This is a genomic window from Corynebacterium sp. ACRPO, assembly GCF_022347205.1.
Classification (GTDB): Bacteria; Actinomycetota; Actinomycetes; order Mycobacteriales; family Mycobacteriaceae; genus Corynebacterium.
This window is the reverse complement of sequence record NZ_JAKRNE010000002.1, coordinates 231,720-252,624: the sequence shown is the minus strand read 5'-3', so window position 1 is coordinate 252,624 and position 20,905 is coordinate 231,720. Positions and strand designations below refer to the sequence as shown.

The following is a 20,905-nucleotide window of genomic DNA, read 5'->3' as shown; positions in this document are numbered from 1 at the left end:
CGCACTCGAACTAGGTACTCTGATTGTATGACTATCCCGGCCGCTGATCTCGCTCGCCTCAATGACTGCCGCCACCATGACCCGCACGGTTTCTACGGCTGGCACGAAGGTACCGTCCGCACCCGCCAACCAGGCGCTTGCGAGGTGCAGCTTCACACTCCCACGCAATCCGTGTCCATGGATTTGGTGGGCGATGACATCTGGGAGGCGGAAATTGGCGATAACTGCGATTACCGCTTAGAAATCTCCTATCCGGAGGCCCCTACCCGCACCGTGGCAGACGGCTATCACTTCCTTCCCACGGTGGGCTCGCTGGATCTGCACCTGATTGGGGAAGGCCGACACGAGCGCCTCTGGGATGTCCTCGGCGCCAACCTGCGTTCCTATGACACTGAGATGGGTACCGTGTCCGGCGTCTCCTTTGCCGTGTGGGCTCCCAATGCCCAGGGCATTGCCGTCGTGGGCGATTTCTGTGGCTGGAACCCCACCCAGTATCCGATGCGTTCACTCGGCTCTACCGGCGTATGGGAGGTCTTTGTTCCCGGTATCGGTGCTGGCGAGCACTATAAGTTCGCCATCTTTAGCCACGCAGGCCGCAAGGACAAGGCCGATCCCCTAGCCAAGCGCACCGCCTGCCCGCCGGAGACGGACTCCATCGTGGATTCCACCAGCTTCGCCTGGTCCGATTCCGCCTGGATGGACAAGCGCACCGGCAACCTCGATGTGCCTATGAGCATCTATGAGGTCCACGTTGGCTCGTGGAAGGTTGGCGCCAACTACAACCGCCTACGCGAGGAGCTCATCCCGTACCTCAAGGAGCACGGTTTCACCCACGTCGAGCTCTTGCCCGTGGCCGAGCATCCCTTCGGCGGGTCCTGGGGATACCAAGTCTCTGGCTACTATTCGCCGTCTGCGCGCTGGGGCTCGCCGGATGAATTCCGAGAGCTGGTCAATGCCCTGCACGAGAATGGCATCGGCGTCATCGTGGACTGGGTGCCGGCACACTTTCCCAAGGATGATTGGGCCCTTGGTCGCTTTGACGGCCGGGCTCTCTACGAACACCCCGATCCCCGCCGCGGCGAGCAGGCCGATTGGGGCACCTATGTCTTTGACTTCGGCCGCAATGAGGTCCGCAATTTCCTCGTGGCCAACGCCCTATACTGGGCCGAAGAATTCCACATCGACGGCCTGCGCGTAGACGCCGTGGCTTCCATGCTCTACCTGGACTATTCCCGCGATGAGTGGCTGCCCAACCAATATGGTGGCCGCGAGAACCTCGAGGCGGTGCAATTCCTCCAGGAAACCAACGCCACCCTCAACCGCACGCATCCAGGGGTACTCACCATCGCAGAGGAATCCACTTCCTGGCCGGGCGTTACCGCCCCCACCTCTGAAAACGGCCTGGGCTTTTCCCTGAAGTGGAATATGGGCTGGATGAATGACACCTTGGAGTACTTCAAGCACGAGCCCATTCACCGTTCCTATCACCACGGCGAGCTCACCTTCTCCATGGTCTATGCCTACTCCGAGCGCTACGTACTGCCGTTTAGCCACGACGAAGTTGTGCACGGCAAGGGCTCGCTGTGGGAGCGCATGCCTGGCGACGACTGGAATAAGGCCGCCGGACTCCGCGCCCTCTATGGCTACATGTTCTCCCACCCCGGCAAGAACCTGCTCTTCATGGGCCAGGAATTTGGCCAGACTACCGAGTGGGCCGAGGGTCATTCCGTGGACTGGGGCAACCTCGACGGTTGGGGTAGCGAATGGCACCAGGGCATCAAGCGTCTCGTACGTGATATTAACCTCGTCTACCGCGATACCCCTGCCTTGTGGTCGCAAGACTTTAGCCAAGAGGGATTCCAGTGGGTCAAGGCGGATGATTCGAATAATAACGTGCTCGGCTACATCCGCTACGGCGCAGACGGCTCTGCGCTGCTCGCCGTGTGCAACCTTTCTGGTTCGTCCATCCCCAACTATGGCCTCTGGGTTCCACAGGACGGCGAATGGCAGATGGTGCTCAACACCGATGACGCCGTCTACGAAGGCGCCGGGAACCCACTGCCCCAGCGCATCCGCGTGGAGAACAACTCCACGACGCTGCATCTGCCGGCCAATTCCGTGCAGTGGTATGTGCTAGAGCGCTAAGTCCTAGTACAGGGCGCTCGCCAGCTTGGTGCGGGCGTCGAGCACGCGCGGGTCATTGCCTTCAAAGAGCCCAAAGAGCTCCAGCAGGCGCTCGCGCACGCGGGACTTCTCGTCGCCGGCCGTTGTCTTCATCGTCTCGATGAGGCGATCAAAGGCCTTTTCTGGAGCGCCGGCTACCACTTCGGCGTCCGCAGCCCGCATTTGCTTATCGACGTCCCCCTTATCCCCTTCCGCGGCCGCAATCGGGTCTTCGGTCTGGTTGGCAGGGTCGAGGCGCTTGAGCAAGACCGTGGTGTCGCGCGCCTGCTTGATCTGCACGTTATCGGGCTCAGATTCCAAGATAGAGTTGTAGACGTTGAGAGCGCCATCAAAGTCGCCGGCGTTCAAGAAGCTTTCTGCTTCCTGGAGACGCGGATCCTCTTCTTCCTCTTGGGGCTGTTCCGATGCCTCATTGCCTTGCAGGCCCTTCAGCTGTGGACCCACATTCTTTACCAAGGTATCTACCCATTGCTTTAGGGCGTCTTTGGGTTGCGCACCCTCAAAATTGGTCAGTGGCTGCCCAGCACCCAAGGCCACGACTGTCGGCAGGTTCTTAACACCAAAGGCCTGCGCAACCTGCGGAGTAGCATCCGCATCCACGTAAGCAACCAAGAAGCTCAAGTTTCCTTGCGCGGCCAAATCCGCAAGGTCAGTTTTCAACTGCTCCGACTGGGTAGAGCGAGCAGTGCCGATGAGGACCACGACCGGAACTTCCGTAGAACGGCGAACCACATCTTGGTCGAAGTTGGCCTCGGTCACCGTGAAGAAAGGCTGGGCGCCGCCGGCACTTGTCTGCGGCGATTCCTGCGCCTTCTGCCGGGCCTCGGCTCGCGCCTTGACCTGGCTGAGGTCAAGTGCTCCTCCTACATAAGCATTATTTGGTGAAGTCATCTAGTCCTCCTTTGCAAGGCGGCGGTTAACCGCATCTACCTTGTCCGTTAGCTGATTAGTTACGCCTTCGCGAATATCGGCCTTGACCACCAAAGAAGTGCGTGGGGATACCGCACGCACTGCGTCGGTGGCCTTCTTAATCGTGTCAAAGACCTCGTCCCATTCGCCTTCAAGCAAGGTGAACATGGCATTGGTCTCGTTGGGCAGGCCGGATTCGCGGACTACGCGCACGGCCTCGGACACGGCATCGGCCATTTCTTGGGAGTCATTATTGACCACCGCAGGGGCTACAGAAAATGCAACAATCATGCCCGCTAGTCTACCTACGCTCCCAGCAGTGGCGGTGCCAGTGCCGGCGATCGTCGCCCTGGCGGCCCACGTCCCGCGGCCAGGCGACGATGTGTGCCACCCCGGGCGGAATGTTTTGGTTACAGCCAGGGCACAAGTAATACTTCTGAGCGCGAGCAGAACCGATATGCCGCATGACATAGGGCTCGCCGTGCGTCCAACTTGGTCCCTCGACAGTTTGCGAACCTAGAAAGGTTGAACCGTCTTTGGGCAGGGACCGGACTTCCACGGGTTTGCGCCTATTTCGCCGTGGCATTAGAACAGTCGCAATTCGTTCGACTCGAGCCCGCGTAGCTCCTGGTAATCCAGTACGACGCACCGAATGCCGCGGTCCTCAGCCAAGGTACGCGCCTGCGGCTTGATTTCCTGGGCTGCGAATACACCGGAGACAGGGGCGAGAAGCTCATCGCGGTTGAGCAGCTCCAGATACCGTGTCAGCTGCTCAACGCCATCAATGCCTCCGCGGCGCTTTACCTCGATGGCGACGTTATTATGGTTCTCATCCTTAGCCATGATATCCACAGGACCGATGGCCGTGGGATATTCGCGGCGCACCAACGTGTAGCGCTCGCCCAAGGTATCAATCTGGTCTGCCAAGAGCTCTTGAAGGTGAGCCTCGACGCCATCCTTGACTAGGCCTGGATCCTCACCCATGTCATAGGAGATTTCTTCATGAATCTCGGCAATGGTGATGCGCAACTGCTCGCCCTTGGGGTTTTCCACCAGCCACAAGATCTCGCCAGTGTCTTCACCGTCGAGGTCCTCAATCGCGGACTCCTTCAGGGTGCACGGGGGTGTCATCCAGTTAAGTGGCTTATAAGCGCGGTCGTCGGCATGCACGGACACGGAACCGTCCGCTTTGACGATGAGCAGGCGGTCTGCCATTGGCAGGTGGGCATCCAAGCGGCCCACGTAATCTACTGAGCATCGGGCGATTACTAAACGCATGTTCTCTACCCTAGCGGGTGGAGCTATCGCTTGGATTGACGGGTAGCGCGTTCGCGCAGTTCCCGGAAGTCAAAGCGCTGCTGGCGCTTGGATGGAGCGGCCTCTACCCACGCCCCGAAGGCCATGATTCCGTGGGCGTCCGACGCCAGTTCATATTCTCTTCCCTTGGCCCGAAAGCGAACGACTTCGGTGGCAGCGGACATAAAAGAAGCCTCGTCATCATCAAGCGGGCGGGTGCTCACTACTTCGATGTCGAGGCGGTTGATGCGCAGATCGCAGCGCGGAGAGACAGAACGGAGCTTGAAATACTCCACAAATTCGCCTTCATAACGCAACGAACCATGGCGCCAGGAAAGGGAATTCTTAGCCGGAACTCGGCGCAGGAGGACGGAAGTACCGCGCGATCGCACGGTGAAAAAGCGAAGCGCAGCCAGAAAAATAACTAGCAGCAGGGCCACTCCAAGGGCCCACAGAAGCACTGCAACCACCGTTGAATTCATGGGCCTTTCACGCCATCCTCGCTCTGTGGAGAAACTGATTCTTTGGATTGTAGCGCCTTGAAGGGCCTCCACGCCAATAAGAAAAGCCAAAGAAAAAACGAAGAAGGCGCACCGGCTATAAACCGGTGCGCCTTAAGAGAGCAGGAAGGGCGGCTATTGCTGCCCTCTCCTACCAATCCAAGGTATTAAGCCTTGGCGCGGCGAACTGCACGCTGTGCGGCCTCGCCACGGGACTTGGTGAGCTCGTGCTCAGAAGCGAAATCCTTCTGAGCCTTCTCCTCATCCACCTCATCGGACCAGATGGCCCAATCAGCGAGGACGGTGATCTTGTCCTGGGTAACGGAGAGGAAGCCACCCTGCACGGCGGCGACGCGGCGCTCGCCGTCCACTGGGTGGATGGTCACCACGCCATTATCGATCAACTGACCGATCATTGGCTCGTGACCGGGAAGCACGCCGATCTCACCCTCGGTGGTCTCAGCCGTGACCATGGAGGCCTGTCCAGACCACAGCAGGCGCTCGACGGAAACCAATTCGGCGGTGATGTCAGCCATGTGCCTCTCCCTACTTCTCGTTCAACTTCTCGTATGCAGCCTTGACGTCGTCCAAGCCACCCAAGCCGTTGAAAGCCTGCTCTGGGTAGTGGTCAAACTCGCCATCGCAGATGCGCTCGAAGGCATCGATGGTCTCAGACAGCGGCACGTAGGAGCCCGGCAGGCCGGTGAACTTCTGTGCGACGAAGAAGTTCTGGCCCAAGAAGCGCTCAATACGGCGGGCACGCTGAACGGTGACCTTGTCTTCCTCGGACAGCTCGTCCATACCAAGGATGGCGATGATGTCCTGGAGTTCCTTGTTCTTCTGCAGAATACCGATGACGCGCTGTGCAACCTCGTAGTGCTTCTCGCCAACGATACCCGGCTCGAGGATACGAGAGGTAGAGGTCAGAGGGTTCACTGCTGGGTAAATACCCTTGGAAGCAATAGCACGGTCCAGCTCGGTGGTGGCGTCCAAGTGAGCGAAAGTCGTAGCCGGCGCTGGGTCGGTGTAGTCATCGGCAGGAACGTAAACGGCCTGCAGGGACGTAATGGAACGGCCCTTGGTCGAGGTAATGCGCTCCTGCAGAACGCCCATCTCATCAGCCAGGGTTGGCTGGTAGCCCACAGCGGAAGGCATACGACCCAGCAGGGTCGAAACCTCGGAGCCGGCCTGGGTGAAACGGAAGATGTTGTCGATGAACAGCAGCACGTCCTGGTTCTGCACATCGCGGAAGTACTCCGCCATGGTCAAGCCGGACAGAGCCACGCGCATACGGACTCCTGGCGGCTCATCCATCTGGCCGAAGACAAGTGCGGTATCTTGCAGCACGCCCATTTCTTCCATCTCCAGGAAGAGGTCGGTGCCCTCACGGGTACGCTCGCCGACGCCGGCGAAGACGGAGGTACCGGAGAACTCACGGGCGATACGGGTAATCATCTCCTGAATGAGAACGGTCTTACCCACACCTGCGCCACCGAAGAGGCCAATCTTGCCGCCCTTAACGTACGGGGTCAGCAGGTCAATGACCTTAATGCCGGTCTCCAGAATCTCGGTCTTACCCTCGAGCTGGTCGAACGCTGGCGGCTCGCGGTGGATGCCCCACTGCTCACCATCGCGGCCGAGGCCCGGCTCGTCGAGGCAGTCACCGAGGGCGTTGAAGACGTGGCCCTTGACGACGTCGCCGACCGGCACGGAAATTGGCTTTCCGGAGTCGATGACCTCGGCACCGCGGACGAGGCCGTCGGTCGGTGCCATGGAGACGGTACGGACAAGGTTGTCACCGAGGTGCTGAGCGACCTCGAGGGTGACGGTCTTTGCAACAGCTTCGAGCTTAATGTCGACGTGCAGTGCGTTGTACAGGGCCGGCAGTGCCTCACGTGGGAATTCCACGTCCACAACCGGACCGATGACGCGCACGACACGACCGGCGACTGCCGAAGACTGTGCATTCTGCTCTTGCAGAGCTGTAGTCATAATCTAGTCACTTTCTGCGCTGTCAGATAGCGCGCCAGCGCCACCGACGATCTCTGAAATTTCCTGGGTAATCTGTGCCTGACGGGCCTGGTTAGCCACGCGAGAGAGGTCCTCGACCATCTCGGTTGCGTTGTCAGTAGCAGACTTCATAGCTGTACGGCGTGCAGCGGACTCGGAAGCAGAAGCTTCCAAGAACATAGCAAACAGGATACGCGAGACGTACTGCGGAAGCAGCGCTTCCATCAGCGTATCTGCGTCTGGCTCAAACTCGAATCCTGCGGCGACATCGTCCGCAGACTCGGAGTCAGTCAGAGCGGATTCACCGAGGTGATACTCCTCATCCTGAATAACCGGCTGAACTGGCAACAGCTGCTGAGCACGCGCGGTCTGGGTCAGCATGGACTCAAACTCGGTGTAGACAACGTGTACCTGGTCAAAGCCACGTACACCGGCGCCCTCACCCTGCGCATGCAGGCCGTCGCGGCCCTTAGTAGTGCCATGAGAACCAGCAACAAAGCCATCAATCAAGTGACGGCGCACATCGTGGGTGGTCTCCCAGGTAGGATCCTGAGAGAAACCGCCCCAGCTGCCAACTACCTCGTCCTCGCGGAACTTGTAGTGGCCGATGCCCTTATTACCGGTAACGTAGCGAACTACCTCGTAGCCCTTGCTTTCCAGGAGAGCTTGCAGCTGTGCCGCCTTCTTGAAGACGTTGTTGTTGTAGCCACCGCACATACCGCGGTCAGAAGTGACCACGAGGATGGCGGCGACGTTTCCGTCTTCACGCTCACGCAGCATGTCATGCTCCAACGTAGAAGCCGCAGCCAGCTTGTTCATCATGCTGGTCATCTCAGCCGCGTACGGCTGTGAGGCCTCTACCCTAGCCTGCGCCTTGGTAATGCGCGAGGTAGCAATGAGCTCCTGGGCCTTGGTGATCTTCTTAGTCGAATTGACGGACCGGATGCGGTCACGTAGTTCGCGAAGAGTAGCCATCGTTTCTCCTCCCTTCTTTAATCTAGACGGTTAGTTTTGAGTTCTGAACTCTACTTAGCCGTCTTGCGGGAGACGTTGAGCTCGGTGTTCTTTACGTCGCTTTCATCCAACGGCTCTACCGGCGCCTCAGAGCCCAGGTTGTGGCCCTCGGAGGTGCGGAAGGTCGGCTGGAAGTCCTTAGCTGCCGCAACCAATGCGTCCTTGGACTCATCGGTCAGCGGCTTGCCGCCGGAAATCTGCTCAAAGACCTCTGGGGTATTGGCATTGAGGTACTCGTGCACCTCGTCCTCGAAGCGGCGGACGTCTTCAACGGGAACGACGTCGAAGATGCCAGCCTCGGCGAGGTAGATGGACACCATCTGGTACTCCACCGGCTGCGGGGAGGACTCCGACTGCTTGAGCAGCTCGACCAGACGGGAACCGCGCTCCAGCTGAGCCTTGGAAGCAGCATCCAGGTCAGATGCGAATGCCGCGAAGGCCTGCAGGTCACGGTAGGAAGCCAGGTCCAGACGCAGGTTACCGGCGACCTTCTTCATGCCCTTGGTCTGTGCAGCGCCACCGACACGGGAGACGGAAACACCGACGTTAATAGCCGGGCGAACGCCCTGGTTGAACAGGTCGGACTCCAAGAAGACCTGGCCGTCAGTAATGGAAATGACGTTGGTCGGAATGAAGGCGCCGACGTCGTTTGCCTTGGTCTCGATGATCGGCAGGGCGGTCATGGAGCCGGCACCCATGTCGTCGGAAAGCTTTGCAGCACGCTCCAGCAGGCGGGAGTGTAGGTAGAACACATCGCCTGGGTATGCCTCGCGTCCCGGCGGACGGCGCAGCAGCAAGGAAATGGCACGGTAGGCCTCAGCCTGCTTGGTCAGGTCATCGTAGATAACCAGGACGTGGTTGCCATGGTACATCCAGTGCTGACCCAGCGCTGCACCGGAGAACGGTGCCAGCCACTTGAAGCCGGCGGAATCGGAAGCCGGTGCGGCCACGATGGTGGTGTAATCCAGTGCGCCGTGCTCCTCAAGGGTGCGGCGCACGCCAGCGATGGTCGAGCCCTTCTGGCCGATCGCGACGTAGATGCAGCGTACCTGCTTGTCCTTGTCGCCGGACTCCCAGTTAGCCTTCTGGTTCAGAATGGTATCGATGCAGACCGCGGTCTTACCGGTCTTACGGTCACCGATGACCAGCTGGCGCTGGCCGCGGCCGATCGGGGTCATTGCGTCGATAGCCTTGATGCCGGTCTGCATTGGCTCTTCAACCGGCTGGCGCTGCAGCACGGATGGTGCCTGCAGCTCGAGGACGCGCTCCTCTTCAGCGTTGATTGGGCCCATGCCGTCGATCGGCTGACCCAATGGGTTAATTACGCGGCCGAGGAATTCCTCGCCCACTGGGATGGAGAGAACCTCGCCGGTCCTCTTAACCTCGTCGCCCTCCTTGAGGGACTCGAAGTTGCCCAGGACCACGACACCGATGGAGTTAGTGTCAAGGTTCTGTGCGACGCCAATCACGCCGCCTGGGAACTCGAGCAGCTCATTCGCCATAACGGATGGCAGGCCAGAAACCTGCGCAATACCGTCAGCTGCCGAAATGACCACGCCGACCTCCTCACGGGAGGCCTCCGCGGAGTAGCTCGAGGTGTAGTTCGCAATCGCACTACGGATCTCGTCGGAGGAGATCGTCAGCTCCGCCATGTTCTTCCTGCTCTCGGTAGTATCTTCCAGCACTTACTTAAATCGTTTCTGTCGTTTCGGCTACGCCATCTGGGCACGCAGGCGGGCAATCTTGCCTGCCGTGGAGCCATCAATGACTTCATCGCCGACGCGGATGCGCATGCCACCGAGGAGGCTGGTGTCAACCTCAGAGTGAATGGACATCGCACGACCATAAATTTTGCCCAGCTTCTCAGCGAGTACTGCTTGCTGGCCTTCGTTTAGTTCACCCGCTGCGGTAACGCGCGCAATGGTGCGGTCCTGCAGGTCAGCTGCAGAATCAGCCAGTGCGGCTACGTCATCGATCGGGTTCTGCTCTGGGCGGGAGATGGCCTGAAGCACGAGGGCCTCAGTAAACATCGTGACTTTGCCGTAGAGCACGTTTGCCAGCAATCCGCGCTTGCGGGCGGAATCAGCAGTTCGGTCGGAAAGCAGCTGGGTGAGCTCGCCCTCACGGTCAAGGATCTGAGACAGGCGGAAGAGCTCGTCTTCTACCTGGCCCAGCTGACCCTGCGCCTCAGCACCGCGCAGCAATGCGCGGCGGCCCAGGGACACCAAGCCCTTGACAAAGTCCTTCGGGGTGGACCACTGTGCGGCCGCAGCTTCCTGGATGATGCGCAATGCGCCATCGGAAATCTTGGAGCCGAACAGGGTCTCTGCCAGGGACTTGCGTGCCTCGCTCGGGGCGGCGATATCGGTGAATGCAACGCGCAATTCGCGGTCTGCATCCAAGACATCGACAACCTCGAAGATATCCAGGCCCGCCTGCGCGGCGGTGGCGACGTTGTTGTCGCCTGCCAGGATTTCATCCAAGCGGGTTTGCGAGGTTGCGAGTGCTTCGCGGCTAGCTGCCTTCATAGTTGCCTACTTTCCGGCCGGTGCCACAGAGTCGAGCTCGGACAAGAAGCCATCAATGGTGGAGGACTTCTTAGAGGCGTCGGAAAGCTCGCCGCCCAGAATCTTCTCCGCCAGGTTGATGGAGTTCTGGCCCATTTCGGAACGCAGCTCAGTAACAACCTGCGAGCGGGAAGCCTCCAGCTGCTTCTCGCCATTGGCGACGATGCGGCGGGACTCTTCTTCCGCGTTGGTCTTAGCCTCGGCCTCAATCTGCTTACCGCGCTCGCGCGCTTGCTCGCGGATCTCGGCTGCCTCTGCACGGGCATCGGCCAGCTGAGCATTGTACTTTTCCAGGGCAGCCTTAGCCTCGGCCTGCTGGGCCTTGGCACGCTTCAAGCCGCCCTCGATCCGGTCTTCACGCTCCTGCAGCATCTGGCTGTACTTCGGAAGAACGAACTTCGCGAAAATCAGCAAGATGATGGCGAACGGAATGATTGACCAGACTAAGTCGTACATCTTGGGCAGAAGGATGGAGTTGCCGCTCTCCAGCGGCAGGTGCTCACTTCCTTCTGCTGCAAGGTAGTAAATGACGTTGTTCATGGGTCTCCGTTCTTAAAGTTCGATTTACTTGTGTAAAGCGTTCTTTAGAACAGGAAGCCTGCAACGAGGCCGATGAGGGCAAGTGCCTCAACGAAGGCGATACCCAGGAACATGGTGGTACGCAGCTGGCCGGCCATCTCAGGCTGGCGTGCCATGCCCTCAACGGTCTTGCCAACGAGGATGCCGATGCCCAGGCCCGGGCCGATGGTGGCCAGGCCGTAGCCGAGGGACTGAAGGCCGTCGAAGGAGGTGGTTGCTGCGTCCTGAGCCAGGATGATCTCGTTCATGTGAAAGTCGTTCCCTTTCAATGTATATCCCGTAGGAGTGTCCTGCGGGGCGGTGTTGGTTTGATTTTGGGGTATTTAGTTAACCGCGAGGTTCGCGTTGTTGTTAGTGCGAATCTGCATGCAACGACAATTCGATGTATACCGCCGTCAGCAGGGCAAAGATGTATGCCTGCAGGAAGATGACGATAAGCTCGTAAAGCGTGAACAGAACCGCTGCGACCAGGGTCAAGCCACCCACTGCGGTCCAGGCGTTGAACTGGAAGAAGAAGAAGTTCGTAGCCGAGTACAACAGGACCAAAATCAGGTGGCCAGCCAGGAAGTTCGCCATAAGACGAAGAGCCAAGGTGACTGGGCGCATAACAAACGTAGAGAATGCCTCAATCGGCACGACAAGAATGTGCAAGGCCGGTGGCAGGTTAGGAATGACCACCGAGGACTTGATGAACTTGCCAAAGCCATAGCGCTTAGCGCCGGCGTAAATCATGGCGATATACGCAACAGCTGCCAAGACGATTGGCATACCGATACGGGCGTTCGGAGAAATGTTCAGACCCGGCACAATAGTTGTGAGGTTCCAGAACAAAACTGCAAAGAAGATAGAGGCCAAAAGTGGAAGGAAGCGACGTCCTTCCTTCTTGCCCAAGATGTCTTCTGCGATCTGAACTCGCACGAAGTCAATCGCATGCTCGCCTACGTTTTGAATTCCTTTAGGAACCAGCTTGGGGTTCCTGAAGGCGACAACAAATAGGAGCACCAGCACGGCCGCCATCAGAAGGCGAACGAGCATGATGCGATCCAAAGCGAACCAACCGTTGGCAAAATCGCTCAACCAGAGGTCAACGACTCCGCCATCATCGGTTACGTGCCCCGGGAAAAATTCTGGGTCCAGTTCGGGTGCGTGGAAGCTACCCTTCATGGCCAATGTTGTAACGCTCAGCGTTCTCTCCCGTGTTCGGGCCACACAGCTTGTCGAAGGCCGTGTGGTGCGATGGACGTCTCAAACTCTCTGCCTCACACACGGACTCCGTCGCACATCAGCGTGCGTAAGACAGGGATTCACCGCTGCGAAAGCCAGCTTTTGCGCTAGCCCGCGGTAACCCGAAGAAAAGCGTATCAGTTAGATCAAGAGTTTTCGCACGTGGGGGGCCACTAACGAGCCTAGTTTCGCCACTGTGGGCTCAATTCCGCCACAAATTCACAACAAAAAGGCCACATTCTGCCCAAATCCTGCTACGTGGAGTTCATCACACCTGCCTATTCCCCCACCTTGACGGGGGTAACCACAACAGAAACGATTGCATGCACACAGAGCAAAAGGGCCCACCACCTTTCCTTCCAGAAAAGCGGTGGGCCCTAAGAAAGGCCACTTCCCTGCTACGAGACGTACGTGACCCGCGAGGTGACGACGGCCCATACCTCTGTGCCCAAAGTGGCGAAAAGGGCCAGCATAACGGTCACGAACAGCGCCAAGGTGTCATAGAAATCCATATCTCGGATTACAAGAAGCACCATGACCAAAACGATGACCTTGAGCAGCCAACCACCCAGCACCACCGCCATGGTGTTGGCAGGAGTGGTATTGGCAGTCAGCAATACCGACAAGGCGGTAAATAAGACGAAGCCGCCACCGATAGCGGCACCGACCAGGACTCCCCAAATGCCGGGGAGACCGCTGATACCGCCCCAGACAGCCAAGGAGACCACCGTAATGACCAGCAGGGCTAGGCCGCCCAGCTTGACCGCCCTTTGCATGGGACGGCGGTGGTCATCAAATTCCGAGGGTTGCGTAGTCGCTTGTGCTTCACTCACGGCTACACACCCTACCTCACGAGGGCTCGGATTCCTTCACCACGACGGTCTCTCGCGCAGCTGGGCCAATCTTTCCTTGCCGCAAAGGTACGAGGGTTGCCGCGAACGCCAAGAGCAAGGCAACGATAGTGACGCCAATGGCCACCGGCGCGGGCACGATGGAAAAGGACACCGCGCCGAAGGCCACGGCGGAGACCCACAGGTAAAGGACCAGCACGGTCCGGCGGTGAGTATGGCCGAGCGAGAGTAGGCGGTGATGGATGTGCGCCTTGTCTGCCGAAAACGGCGAGCGCCCTTGAGACAGGCGGCGAATCACAGCCCAGACAAGGTCCAGGACTGGAATAAACACCGCTGCGACCACCACAATGATGGGCGACATTAAGGCGACAATGTCCACCGTGCCGTAAAGCGACATGTTGATCTTGCCAGACGCGGAAGTCGAGGCCGCAGCAAGCAAGAGACCAATAAGCATCGAGCCAGAATCGCCCATGAAGATGCGCGACGGTTCGAAGTTATGCGGCAAGAATCCAGCGCACATTCCCACCAGGGCAGCGCTGATGATGGCTGGTGGGTAGGCCGAGACCGCACCGCCTTGGTCATGGAGAACGGTCAAAGAAAACACCAGAATTGCCCCGCCCGCAATCATGCCAAGGCCCGCCGCTAGGCCATCGAGGCCGTCGACAAAGTTGATCGCATTGATTAGCAGAACGGTAAAGAATGCGGTGAGCAGGGTGCTTTGCAATTGGTCGAGGACGACCGTGGTGCCGCCGCCAAAGGGGATGAAAAGCAGGGTCCAGGTAAGGCCCAGCCCGCTCATCAAGGTGGCCGCAAAGAGCTGGCCAAACAGCTTCACTATGGCACTCAGCTCCACCAAGTCATCGACCACTCCGACAAGCACTAGCGCCAGGGCCGCCCAGAGCACCGCATTCATCTCCGGAGTGACGGGCATAAACCCCCGAGTCAAGGCTGGAAGCTGGGCTGCGAGGAATATCGCCGCCGCGAAGCCGGTAAACATGGCCACCCCACCCATGCGCGGGGTGGGCTGCGTGTGGGCGTCGCGCAGGCGAATCTCCGCCACGCGGCCGGTGCGCACCAAAACGGAGCGCACCACGCCGGTGGTGAGATACGTAAATGCTGCTGCGACGAGGATGACGAGGGCCAGCTCGCGCAGCGGTACACCACTGCCGCTCACGCGCATTCCTCCCTTAAGCCTGTGGGCGGGTTCGCAGGGTCTGCGCGTCGACGCCAATAACCTCGCCGATTTCCTCGGCCGAGAGCGCTCCTTCGCGCAGCAGGTACGGGCGCTCGCCGGAGAGATCAATGATGGTCGACGGCTTGCCGACGGCCGTCTCTCCCGCATCCAAGTAAACCGTCACGGCTTTACCAAGCTGCTGCTTGGCCATAAGTGCCGTGGTCGGCGGCTGGTGGCCAGAAATATTGGCGGAGGACACTGCCATGGGGCCAACCTCGCGCAGCAACTCGATGGCAATGGGGTGCAATGGCATGCGCAGCATCACGGTGCCGCGGGTATCGCCGAGGTTCCACGGCAGCGACGGCGCTTGCGGAACGACGATGGACAGACCACCGGGCCAGAAGGCCTCAACCAAGTCGCGCGCGGTATCCGTATAGGAAGCAACGAGGCCGCGAACGGTATCCCAGGACCCCACTAAAACCGGCACCGGCATATCCGGGCCGCGCTGCTTGGTGGCCAAGAGGTTGGCTACGGCATCATTATCAAAGGCATCGCAGCCGAGTCCGTAGAGCGTATCGGTGGGCATAACCACAAGGCGACCGGATTGCGCAGCCTTGACCGCAATATTCATCCCCTCTTCGCGCTCGGCATCATCGGCGCAGTTAAAAATCTTTCCTTGCATAATCTTTTCCCCTTCTTGCCCTCAATGGTGTCTTAGTCTACCCCGCGCACCGCAGTGACAAAGCGGGGCGTTCCCGTCAGGTCTTGCAGCGGGGCGATCTGTTCAAAGCCGCCGTGGCGGACCAATGCGGCTTGTACGGCCTCGCTCGTGGAATCGTCGTGTTCGATGGCTAACTTGCCGCCTGGGCGCACAAGGCGCGCAATGGTCGGGATAAGGCCGGTAATGACCCCCATCCCATCCGCTCCGGCAAAAACCGCGTTATGCGGGTCATGATAGACCTCCGGTTCAAGATCCGGGGTCTCCGGCACGTAGGGCGGGTTGGTCACGAGCAGGTCCACGGTCCCATTCCATTCCGCCAAAGTATCGTCGACCGTGGCGTCAGCCTGGATGACCTCTACCCCGGTGTTACGGGCATTGGCTTGGGTGTAGGCCAGGGCGGCGTCGGCAAGCTCCACTGCCTTCACCTGCGCGTCAGGCAGATAGTGGTGGAGGTAGAGCGCCAACGCGCCCGTGCCGGTGCACAAATCAACCAGCCGCGGGCCTTCCGCATTGCGCACCGCCCAGTCCGCCATAACCTCGGTTTCCGGCCGCGGGATAAACACGCCCGGGCCCACCTTGAGCTCCAGCGGGCCGAACCAGGCGCTGCCTAACACGTACTGCAAAGGCTCGCGGTCCTCCCGGCGGCGAAGCAGCGCATCAAAGGCCACGTCGAAGCCGGGCATAGAAGACTGATCGAGCGGGATATCCATGTGGCCGCAGTGGATGAGGTGCGCGGCCATAATGCGTGCATCCCATTCAGGGCTGGCCACCCCGGCAGCACGAAGGCGCTGCACCCCGCGGCGCAGCGCCTGTCCATACGTGTTATCCACGCTGGTTTAACCTTCGGCCTCGAGGCGCTCGGCACGCTCTTGGTCCTGCAGGGCCTTAATAAGGTCATGCATGTCGCCATTCAACACAGAATCCAAGTTATTGGCCTTGTAACCAATGCGATGATCCGTGATGCGGTTTTCCGGCCAGTTATAGGTGCGGATGCGCTCGGAACGGTCCATGGTGCGCACCTGGGAGGCGCGCTGCTCGCCGGCCTCAGCCTCGCGGGCCTCGCGCTCCATCTGATCCAGGCGGGCCTGCAGGACCTGCAGCGCACGCGCCTTGTTTTGAATCTGGGAACGCTCCTTCTGGCAGGTCACGATAAGCCCAGTGGGCAGGTGGGTTATACGCACCGCGGAGTCGGTGGTGTTCACGCCCTGACCGCCCTTACCGGAAGAGCGGTAAACGTCGACGCGAATATCCTTGTCATCGATATTGACGGACTCGACCTCTTCCGGCTCCGGGTAGACCAGCACGCCGGCGGCAGAGGTCTGGATGCGGCCCTGGGACTCAGTGACCGGAACGCGCTGTACGCGGTGCACGCCGCCCTCAAACTTGAATACGGACCATGCACCATCGCGCGACGGGGACTTGGAGCGGAAGGAAATGGTCATATCCTTCACGCCGCCCAGATCGGACTCATTGAGGCCCAAGACCTCCCAATTAAAGCCCGTCTTATCCGCATAGCGCTCGTACATGCGGGCCAAGTCACCGGCAAAGAGGGCTGCTTCTTCGCCGCCCGCGCCGGCCTTGATTTCCATAATGATGTCCTCGGAATCCTGCTCATCGCGCGGCGCGAGCAGGTCAGCGAGCTTTTCTTCCAAGTTCTCCACGGACTTTTCTAGCCGGTCCGCTTCCTCCTGGAAGTCATGGTCCTCATAGGCCATCTCCTTGGCATCGGCGAGATCCTCGCGCGCCTGGGTGAGCTCATCATTGACCATGATGATGGGTCGCAGCTCCGCGTAGCGCTTGGAGAGCTTGCGGAATTGCTTCTGGTCGCCGGCTACTTCCGGATCGGCCATCTGCATCTCAATGCCCTGGTACTCGGACACGATGTCATCAACGAGTGAAACCTGATTAGACATAATCTTCTTCATCCTTATCCGCAGCCATCGGGGCCGAGGAGGCCACCTGCATCAAGAACTCGCCATTGGAGCGGGTCTTCTTCAGCTGCTTAATGAGCAGGTCAATGGCCTGGTGGGAATCCAGGGCGGAGAGGATGCGACGCAGCTTGGTCATGATGCGTGCTTCCTCTGGTACGAGCAGCAGCTCGTCCTTACGAGTACCGGACGGGTTAACGTCCACGGCTGGGAAGACGCGGCGCTCAGAGATGCCACGGTCCAGCTTCAGCTCGGCGTTGCCCGTGCCCTTGAATTCCTCGAAGATGACGGTATCGCCGGTAGAGCCGGTCTCCACCATGGCGGTGGCGATAATCGTCAGCGAACCGCCCTCTTCGATATTGCGGGCGGCACCCAGGAAGCGCTTTGGCGGGTAGAGCGCGTTAGAGTCCACGCCGCCGGAGAGAATGCGGCCAGAAGCCGGGGAGGAATTGTTATAAGCGCGACCCAAGCGGGTAATGGAATCCAGCAGAACCACGACGTCCTTGCCTTGCTCCACCAGGCGCTTGGCGCGTTCGATAGCCAGCTCTGCCACGGAGGTGTGCTCTGATGGCGGGCGGTCAAAGGTGGAGGCAATAACCTCACCGTTGACGGAGCGCTGCATGTCCGTAACTTCCTCAGGGCGCTCGTCTACGAGAACGACCATGAGGTAGCACTCCGGGTTATTGGTAGAAATCGCGTTGGCGATATTCTGCAGAATCGTCGTCTTACCAGCCTTTGGCGGGGAGACGATAAGCGCGCGCTGGCCCTTACCAATCGGCATGATGAGATCAATGACGCGGGTGGTGAGGATCTTCGGATCCGTTTCCAAACGCAAGCGCTTATTCGGATACAGCGGGGTGAGCTTATTAAAGTGCGGGCGCTGCTTTGCGCCTTCCGGATCGATGCCGTTGACGGTATCGACCTGTACCAGCTGGTTGTACTTGCGACGGTTGCGGCCATTGCCGTGCGTATGCGTCGGGCCGGAGACCTTGACCTGGCCAGTGATGGCGTCACCAGAGCGCAGGCCCAAGCGGCGGACGATGCCGTTGTTCACAAAGACGTCGGAAGCCGCGGCGCGGTAGCCCGTGGTGCGCAGGAAGGCGACATTATTGTCTACGACATCCAAGATGCCGCCGACGGCCTGCAGCTCATCGCCCTCGCGGACCTGCAAATCGTTGCCGCCGTTATTGTCATTATTATTTCCGCGGCCGCGGCGGTTGCGGCGGTTGCGGCGCCCACGGCGGTTGCCGCGCTCGTGGTTATTGTTGTCCTCGTGGCGATTGCCGCGCTGCTTATTATCGCCGCGGTCATTCTTCTCGCCCTGATTATCGGAGCCGTCCTGGGAGTTATTGTCGCGGTTGTCCTTAGTGCCGCCCTGCTCCTCGTTGCGGTTACGCTCCTCACGCTCTTGCCGTTCCTGACGCTCCTGACGCTCTTGGCGGCGGGCGCGGTTGCGGCGAGCGCGGCGGGCCTGGGAGCGCGACTCATAGCGCTGCTCCTCGCCAGAGCCCTGCTGGCGGTTTTCCTGCTTCTCGCGGGATTCTTCCTGCTTTTCCGCCTTCTCAGGCTTCTCTGCCTTGTCCGCCTTTTCTACCTGAGCGGCCTTTTCCACCTTGGCCTTGGCCTTAGGCGGAACCTTTCCGGTCTTGATGGCGGTGATGAGATCCCCCTTGCGCAGGGCAGAGACACCACGTAGGCCGCGCTCTGCGGCCATTTTGCGCAATTCCGGCAGCTTCAGGGATGCAAGATCCTGTGCTGCGGTGTTGTCCGTTTCGCTCACGGATATCCTTTCGTTGCTTGACCAGGTCCGATTATGCGGGAGCCGCCGCAGCCTTTGCTCGCGGCGTTGCACTGGAAGCCAATGTGTATTTTTCTAGGACTTCTCGCCCTCGTGCCAAGGCGCATGCGCGTCCTGCCGGGCAATAAGTATGAGGCCTCTTCCGTGTCCTTATGGAGACTTCGCACAGCGAGTGCACGAACCGGAAGAAATCAAGAAACGACTGCGGGCAAAAATACTTCTCTGGGCCCGAATGCATAGGAAAGGGGAGCTAAAACTTTCCAGTTTCCTACCAGTCGCGAACAAGTATAACGCATAGGACGCAACGCCCGCACCATGACACCGCTACAGTAGAGGCATGCTTTCCACGATGATGGATATCCCCCTCTCCCTGACCCGCATTCTGGAATACGGCGCCTCGGTGCACGGGGACACCACGGTTACCACCTGGCACGGTGAGGGCACCGGCTCGGAATTCGATCCGGCCGAGGAAGTTACCTTCCGCGATATCGCTGCCCGCGCCGCCGCGTTCGCCCACGCCATTCACGATGAATTGGGCATCACCAGCGATGAGCGCGTGGGCAGCTTTATGTGGAATTGCGCCGAGCATTTGGAGGTAATGTTCGGCACCGCCTGCAAGGGCGCAATTTTTGCCCCGCTGAATAAGCAGCTGATGAATGACCAGATTCGCCACATTATTAACCACGCGGAAATCTCCGCCATCGTCTGCGATCCCCGCCTGGCGCAACAGCTGGGCAAGGTGCTCGTGGGCACCAACTCCGTGGGAAGCGTCATCATCACCGGCGCCCAACCAGCGCAGCAGTTTGCCCACCTTTTCCCCCGCGGGGTTGAGGTCTATTCCTATGAAGCTCTTATTGACGGCCGCTCAACTGTCTATGACTGGCCCGAACTAGATGAGCGCACGGCCGCGGCGCTGTGCTATTCCACGGGCACCACGGGTGCCCCCAAGGGAGTTTTGTATTCGCACCGGTCTCTCTACTTGGAGGCCATGCAGCTGCGTTCCTCGGACTCGCTGTGCATTACCCACGGCGAGACCTTCCTGTGCTGCATTCCCATCTGCCACGTGCTCAGCTGGGGCGTTCCCTTCACCTGTTTCATGACGGGCACCCCGCTGGTGCTTCCCGACGCCGACGTGTCCGCCCCCACCCTTGCCAAAGCCATCGCCGCTACCTCTCCGCGCGTGGCACACGGCGTGCCCACCATTTGGATTCAGCTCTTTGTCCACTACATGCACCATCCACCAGAGCGCATGACGCTCACCGAGATCTACGCCGGCGGCTCCCCCGTCCCGCCGATGCTGATCAAGATGTGGGAGGAGCGCTACGGCGTCGATGTGGTCCACGTGTGGGGCATGGTGGAAACCTCCACCGTGGGCAGCGTTGCCCGCCCGCCCCAGGGCGCCTCCGGCGATACCCGCTGGGCCTACCGCGTATCCCAAGGACGCATCCCCGCCTCACTGGAATACCGCGTGGTCAACGACGGGCAAGTTGTCGCCCGCACCGACCGCAACGCCGGCGAGCTGCAGGTGCGCGGCAACCTGGTCACCGGTTCCTACTACCACTCGCCCACCGCTGAGCCGGGCGAAATCGCCTCCGAATTCCGCGGCAAGCAAGTCGAGGCCGCGGAGGATAAGTTCACCGCCGATGGCTGGCTGCGCACTGGCGACGTCGGCTCAGTTACCAAGGACGGCTTCCTTACCGTGGAGGACCGCGCCCGCGATGTCATTCGCTCCGGCGGCGAATGGATCTATTCCGTGCAGCTAGAAAACCTCATCATGTCTGACGAGCTTGTCGTCGAGGCCGCCGTGATTGGCTACCCCGATAAGCAGTGGGTCGAGCGCCCACTCGCCGTCACAGTATTGGCCGAGGGCGCCTCGCCCACCATCGAGACCGCGGAGCGCCTGCGCGCCAGCATGCGCAAGGAACTGCCGAGCTGGATGCTGCCAGAGTATTGGACCTTTGTGAAGTCCATCGATAAGACCTCCGTGGGCAAGTTCGATAAGAAAGATTTGCGCGCCCACCTGGCAGAGGGCGAGTACAACATCATCCGGCTCAAGGGCCCAGGCGAATCCCAGCGCCTCGATGCCACCAACGCCGCCGATTTAAGCCGGGAAAACTAGGAATAAATTCGCGTCAGTAGCCGTTGCAGCT

General features: G+C 59.8%; 21 protein-coding genes. 2 read left to right on the top strand and 19 right to left on the bottom strand.

Annotated elements, in window-relative coordinates; genetic code table 11:
• The first annotated feature begins 27 nt into the window (after positions 1-27).
• Positions 28-2,145, top strand: a complete 2,118-nt coding sequence (gene glgB, locus MHY22_RS02820; RefSeq protein ID WP_239277974.1) for a 1,4-alpha-glucan branching protein GlgB — start codon at positions 28-30, stop codon at positions 2,143-2,145.
• 3 nt (positions 2,146-2,148) lie between these two features.
• On the opposite strand, the gene MHY22_RS02815 is transcribed toward glgB, so the two are convergent.
• From MHY22_RS02815 to rho, 19 genes are all read right to left on the bottom strand, one after another.
• Positions 2,149-3,075: a tetratricopeptide repeat protein gene (locus MHY22_RS02815; RefSeq protein ID WP_239277973.1), complete on the bottom strand. Its 927-nt coding sequence runs from the start codon at positions 3,073-3,075 to the stop codon at positions 2,149-2,151.
• Positions 3,076-3,384: a thiamine-binding protein gene (locus MHY22_RS02810; RefSeq protein ID WP_005323373.1), complete on the bottom strand. Its 309-nt coding sequence runs from the start codon at positions 3,382-3,384 to the stop codon at positions 3,076-3,078. It lies immediately after the preceding gene.
• A gap of 10 nt (positions 3,385-3,394) precedes the next feature.
• Complete coding sequence (locus MHY22_RS02805; protein WP_225747088.1) at positions 3,395-3,679, bottom strand: hypothetical protein; 285 nt, start codon at positions 3,677-3,679, stop codon at positions 3,395-3,397.
• Entirely contained in the window at positions 3,679-4,371 is a 693-nt protein-coding gene (nucS, locus tag MHY22_RS02800) for an endonuclease NucS (RefSeq protein WP_239277972.1), read from the bottom strand. Before nucS ends, MHY22_RS02805 begins: the two co-directional genes overlap by 1 nt.
• Before the next feature lie 23 nt (positions 4,372-4,394).
• Complete coding sequence (locus MHY22_RS02795) at positions 4,395-4,871, bottom strand: DUF2550 domain-containing protein (RefSeq protein WP_239277971.1); 477 nt, start codon at positions 4,869-4,871, stop codon at positions 4,395-4,397.
• A gap of 185 nt (positions 4,872-5,056) precedes the next feature.
• Positions 5,057-5,425 carry a F0F1 ATP synthase subunit epsilon gene (locus MHY22_RS02790; RefSeq protein WP_238801023.1) on the bottom strand — a complete coding sequence of 123 codons (369 nt, stop codon included), beginning with the start codon at positions 5,423-5,425 and terminating at the stop codon, positions 5,057-5,059.
• Positions 5,426-5,435: 10 nt separating this feature from the next.
• Positions 5,436-6,881, bottom strand: coding sequence for a F0F1 ATP synthase subunit beta (gene atpD, locus MHY22_RS02785; RefSeq protein WP_005323378.1), 1,446 nt, complete (start codon positions 6,879-6,881; stop codon positions 5,436-5,438).
• Positions 6,882-6,884: 3 nt separating this feature from the next.
• The gene (locus tag MHY22_RS02780; protein WP_049378383.1) at positions 6,885-7,874 is read right to left on the bottom strand and encodes a F0F1 ATP synthase subunit gamma; all 990 of its coding nucleotides are present in this window, start codon (positions 7,872-7,874) and stop codon (positions 6,885-6,887) included.
• A 50-nt stretch (positions 7,875-7,924) separates the two neighbouring features.
• The gene (gene atpA, locus MHY22_RS02775) at positions 7,925-9,565 is read right to left on the bottom strand and encodes a F0F1 ATP synthase subunit alpha (protein ID WP_239278032.1); all 1,641 of its coding nucleotides are present in this window, start codon (positions 9,563-9,565) and stop codon (positions 7,925-7,927) included.
• Between the two features lie 60 nt (positions 9,566-9,625).
• A complete protein-coding gene (locus MHY22_RS02770; RefSeq protein ID WP_179386382.1) occupies positions 9,626-10,441 on the bottom strand; it encodes a F0F1 ATP synthase subunit delta in 816 nt (271 codons plus the stop codon).
• Between the two features lie 6 nt (positions 10,442-10,447).
• Positions 10,448-11,020 carry a F0F1 ATP synthase subunit B gene (locus tag MHY22_RS02765; RefSeq protein WP_049361380.1) on the bottom strand — a complete coding sequence of 191 codons (573 nt, stop codon included), beginning with the start codon at positions 11,018-11,020 and terminating at the stop codon, positions 10,448-10,450.
• A gap of 44 nt (positions 11,021-11,064) precedes the next feature.
• Complete coding sequence (locus MHY22_RS02760) at positions 11,065-11,307, bottom strand: ATP synthase F0 subunit C (protein ID WP_049361381.1); 243 nt, start codon at positions 11,305-11,307, stop codon at positions 11,065-11,067.
• Positions 11,308-11,410: 103 nt separating this feature from the next.
• On the bottom strand, positions 11,411-12,223 hold the full coding sequence (gene atpB, locus MHY22_RS02755) for a F0F1 ATP synthase subunit A (RefSeq protein ID WP_049361382.1): 813 nt from the start codon (positions 12,221-12,223) through the stop codon (positions 11,411-11,413).
• A gap of 458 nt (positions 12,224-12,681) precedes the next feature.
• Complete coding sequence (locus MHY22_RS02750; RefSeq protein WP_239273018.1) at positions 12,682-13,059, bottom strand: hypothetical protein; 378 nt, start codon at positions 13,057-13,059, stop codon at positions 12,682-12,684.
• Between the two features lie 73 nt (positions 13,060-13,132).
• Positions 13,133-14,308, bottom strand: a complete 1,176-nt coding sequence (locus MHY22_RS02745; RefSeq protein WP_239277970.1) for an MraY family glycosyltransferase — start codon at positions 14,306-14,308, stop codon at positions 13,133-13,135.
• 13 nt (positions 14,309-14,321) lie between these two features.
• On the bottom strand, positions 14,322-14,990 hold the full coding sequence (locus MHY22_RS02740; RefSeq protein ID WP_239277969.1) for an L-threonylcarbamoyladenylate synthase: 669 nt from the start codon (positions 14,988-14,990) through the stop codon (positions 14,322-14,324).
• A 32-nt stretch (positions 14,991-15,022) separates the two neighbouring features.
• Positions 15,023-15,859: a peptide chain release factor N(5)-glutamine methyltransferase gene (gene prmC, locus MHY22_RS02735; protein WP_239277968.1), complete on the bottom strand. Its 837-nt coding sequence runs from the start codon at positions 15,857-15,859 to the stop codon at positions 15,023-15,025.
• A 6-nt stretch (positions 15,860-15,865) separates the two neighbouring features.
• Complete coding sequence (gene prfA, locus MHY22_RS02730; RefSeq protein ID WP_239228092.1) at positions 15,866-16,942, bottom strand: peptide chain release factor 1; 1,077 nt, start codon at positions 16,940-16,942, stop codon at positions 15,866-15,868.
• Positions 16,935-18,737 (bottom strand): transcription termination factor Rho, encoded by a 1,803-nt coding sequence (gene rho, locus MHY22_RS02725; RefSeq protein ID WP_239277967.1) that lies wholly within the window; start codon positions 18,735-18,737, stop codon positions 16,935-16,937. Before rho ends, prfA begins: the two co-directional genes overlap by 8 nt.
• Positions 18,738-19,092: 355 nt before the next feature.
• On the opposite strand from rho, the gene MHY22_RS02720 reads away from it, so the two are divergent.
• On the top strand, positions 19,093-20,874 hold the full coding sequence (locus tag MHY22_RS02720; RefSeq protein ID WP_239277966.1) for a long-chain fatty-acid--CoA ligase: 1,782 nt from the start codon (positions 19,093-19,095) through the stop codon (positions 20,872-20,874).
• Positions 20,875-20,905 lie beyond the last annotated feature (31 nt).

Coding starts and splice junctions, on each gene's coding strand:
- MHY22_RS02810 (WP_005323373.1), bottom strand. CDS start 3,384: ATGATTGTTGCATTTTCTGTAGCCCCTGCGGTGGTCAATAATGACTCC.
- MHY22_RS02750 (WP_239273018.1), bottom strand. CDS start 13,059: ATGCAAAGGGCGGTCAAGCTGGGCGGCCTAGCCCTGCTGGTCATTACG.
- nucS (WP_239277972.1), bottom strand. CDS start 4,371: ATGCGTTTAGTAATCGCCCGATGCTCAGTAGATTACGTGGGCCGCTTG.
- MHY22_RS02805 (WP_225747088.1), bottom strand. CDS start 3,679: ATGCCACGGCGAAATAGGCGCAAACCCGTGGAAGTCCGGTCCCTGCCC.
- glgB (WP_239277974.1), top strand. CDS start 28: ATGACTATCCCGGCCGCTGATCTCGCTCGCCTCAATGACTGCCGCCAC.
- MHY22_RS02760 (WP_049361381.1), bottom strand. CDS start 11,307: ATGAACGAGATCATCCTGGCTCAGGACGCAGCAACCACCTCCTTCGAC.
- prfA (WP_239228092.1), bottom strand. CDS start 16,942: ATGTCTAATCAGGTTTCACTCGTTGATGACATCGTGTCCGAGTACCAG.
- MHY22_RS02790 (WP_238801023.1), bottom strand. CDS start 5,425: ATGGCTGACATCACCGCCGAATTGGTTTCCGTCGAGCGCCTGCTGTGG.
- MHY22_RS02770 (WP_179386382.1), bottom strand. CDS start 10,441: ATGAAGGCAGCTAGCCGCGAAGCACTCGCAACCTCGCAAACCCGCTTG.
- MHY22_RS02740 (WP_239277969.1), bottom strand. CDS start 14,990: ATGCAAGGAAAGATTTTTAACTGCGCCGATGATGCCGAGCGCGAAGAG.
- MHY22_RS02720 (WP_239277966.1), top strand. CDS start 19,093: ATGCTTTCCACGATGATGGATATCCCCCTCTCCCTGACCCGCATTCTG.
- atpD (WP_005323378.1), bottom strand. CDS start 6,881: ATGACTACAGCTCTGCAAGAGCAGAATGCACAGTCTTCGGCAGTCGCC.
- MHY22_RS02815 (WP_239277973.1), bottom strand. CDS start 3,075: ATGACTTCACCAAATAATGCTTATGTAGGAGGAGCACTTGACCTCAGC.
- MHY22_RS02780 (WP_049378383.1), bottom strand. CDS start 7,874: ATGGCTACTCTTCGCGAACTACGTGACCGCATCCGGTCCGTCAATTCG.
- atpA (WP_239278032.1), bottom strand. CDS start 9,565: ATGGCGGAGCTGACGATCTCCTCCGACGAGATCCGTAGTGCGATTGCG.
- MHY22_RS02765 (WP_049361380.1), bottom strand. CDS start 11,020: ATGAACAACGTCATTTACTACCTTGCAGCAGAAGGAAGTGAGCACCTG.
- atpB (WP_049361382.1), bottom strand. CDS start 12,223: ATGAAGGGTAGCTTCCACGCACCCGAACTGGACCCAGAATTTTTCCCG.
- MHY22_RS02795 (WP_239277971.1), bottom strand. CDS start 4,871: ATGAATTCAACGGTGGTTGCAGTGCTTCTGTGGGCCCTTGGAGTGGCC.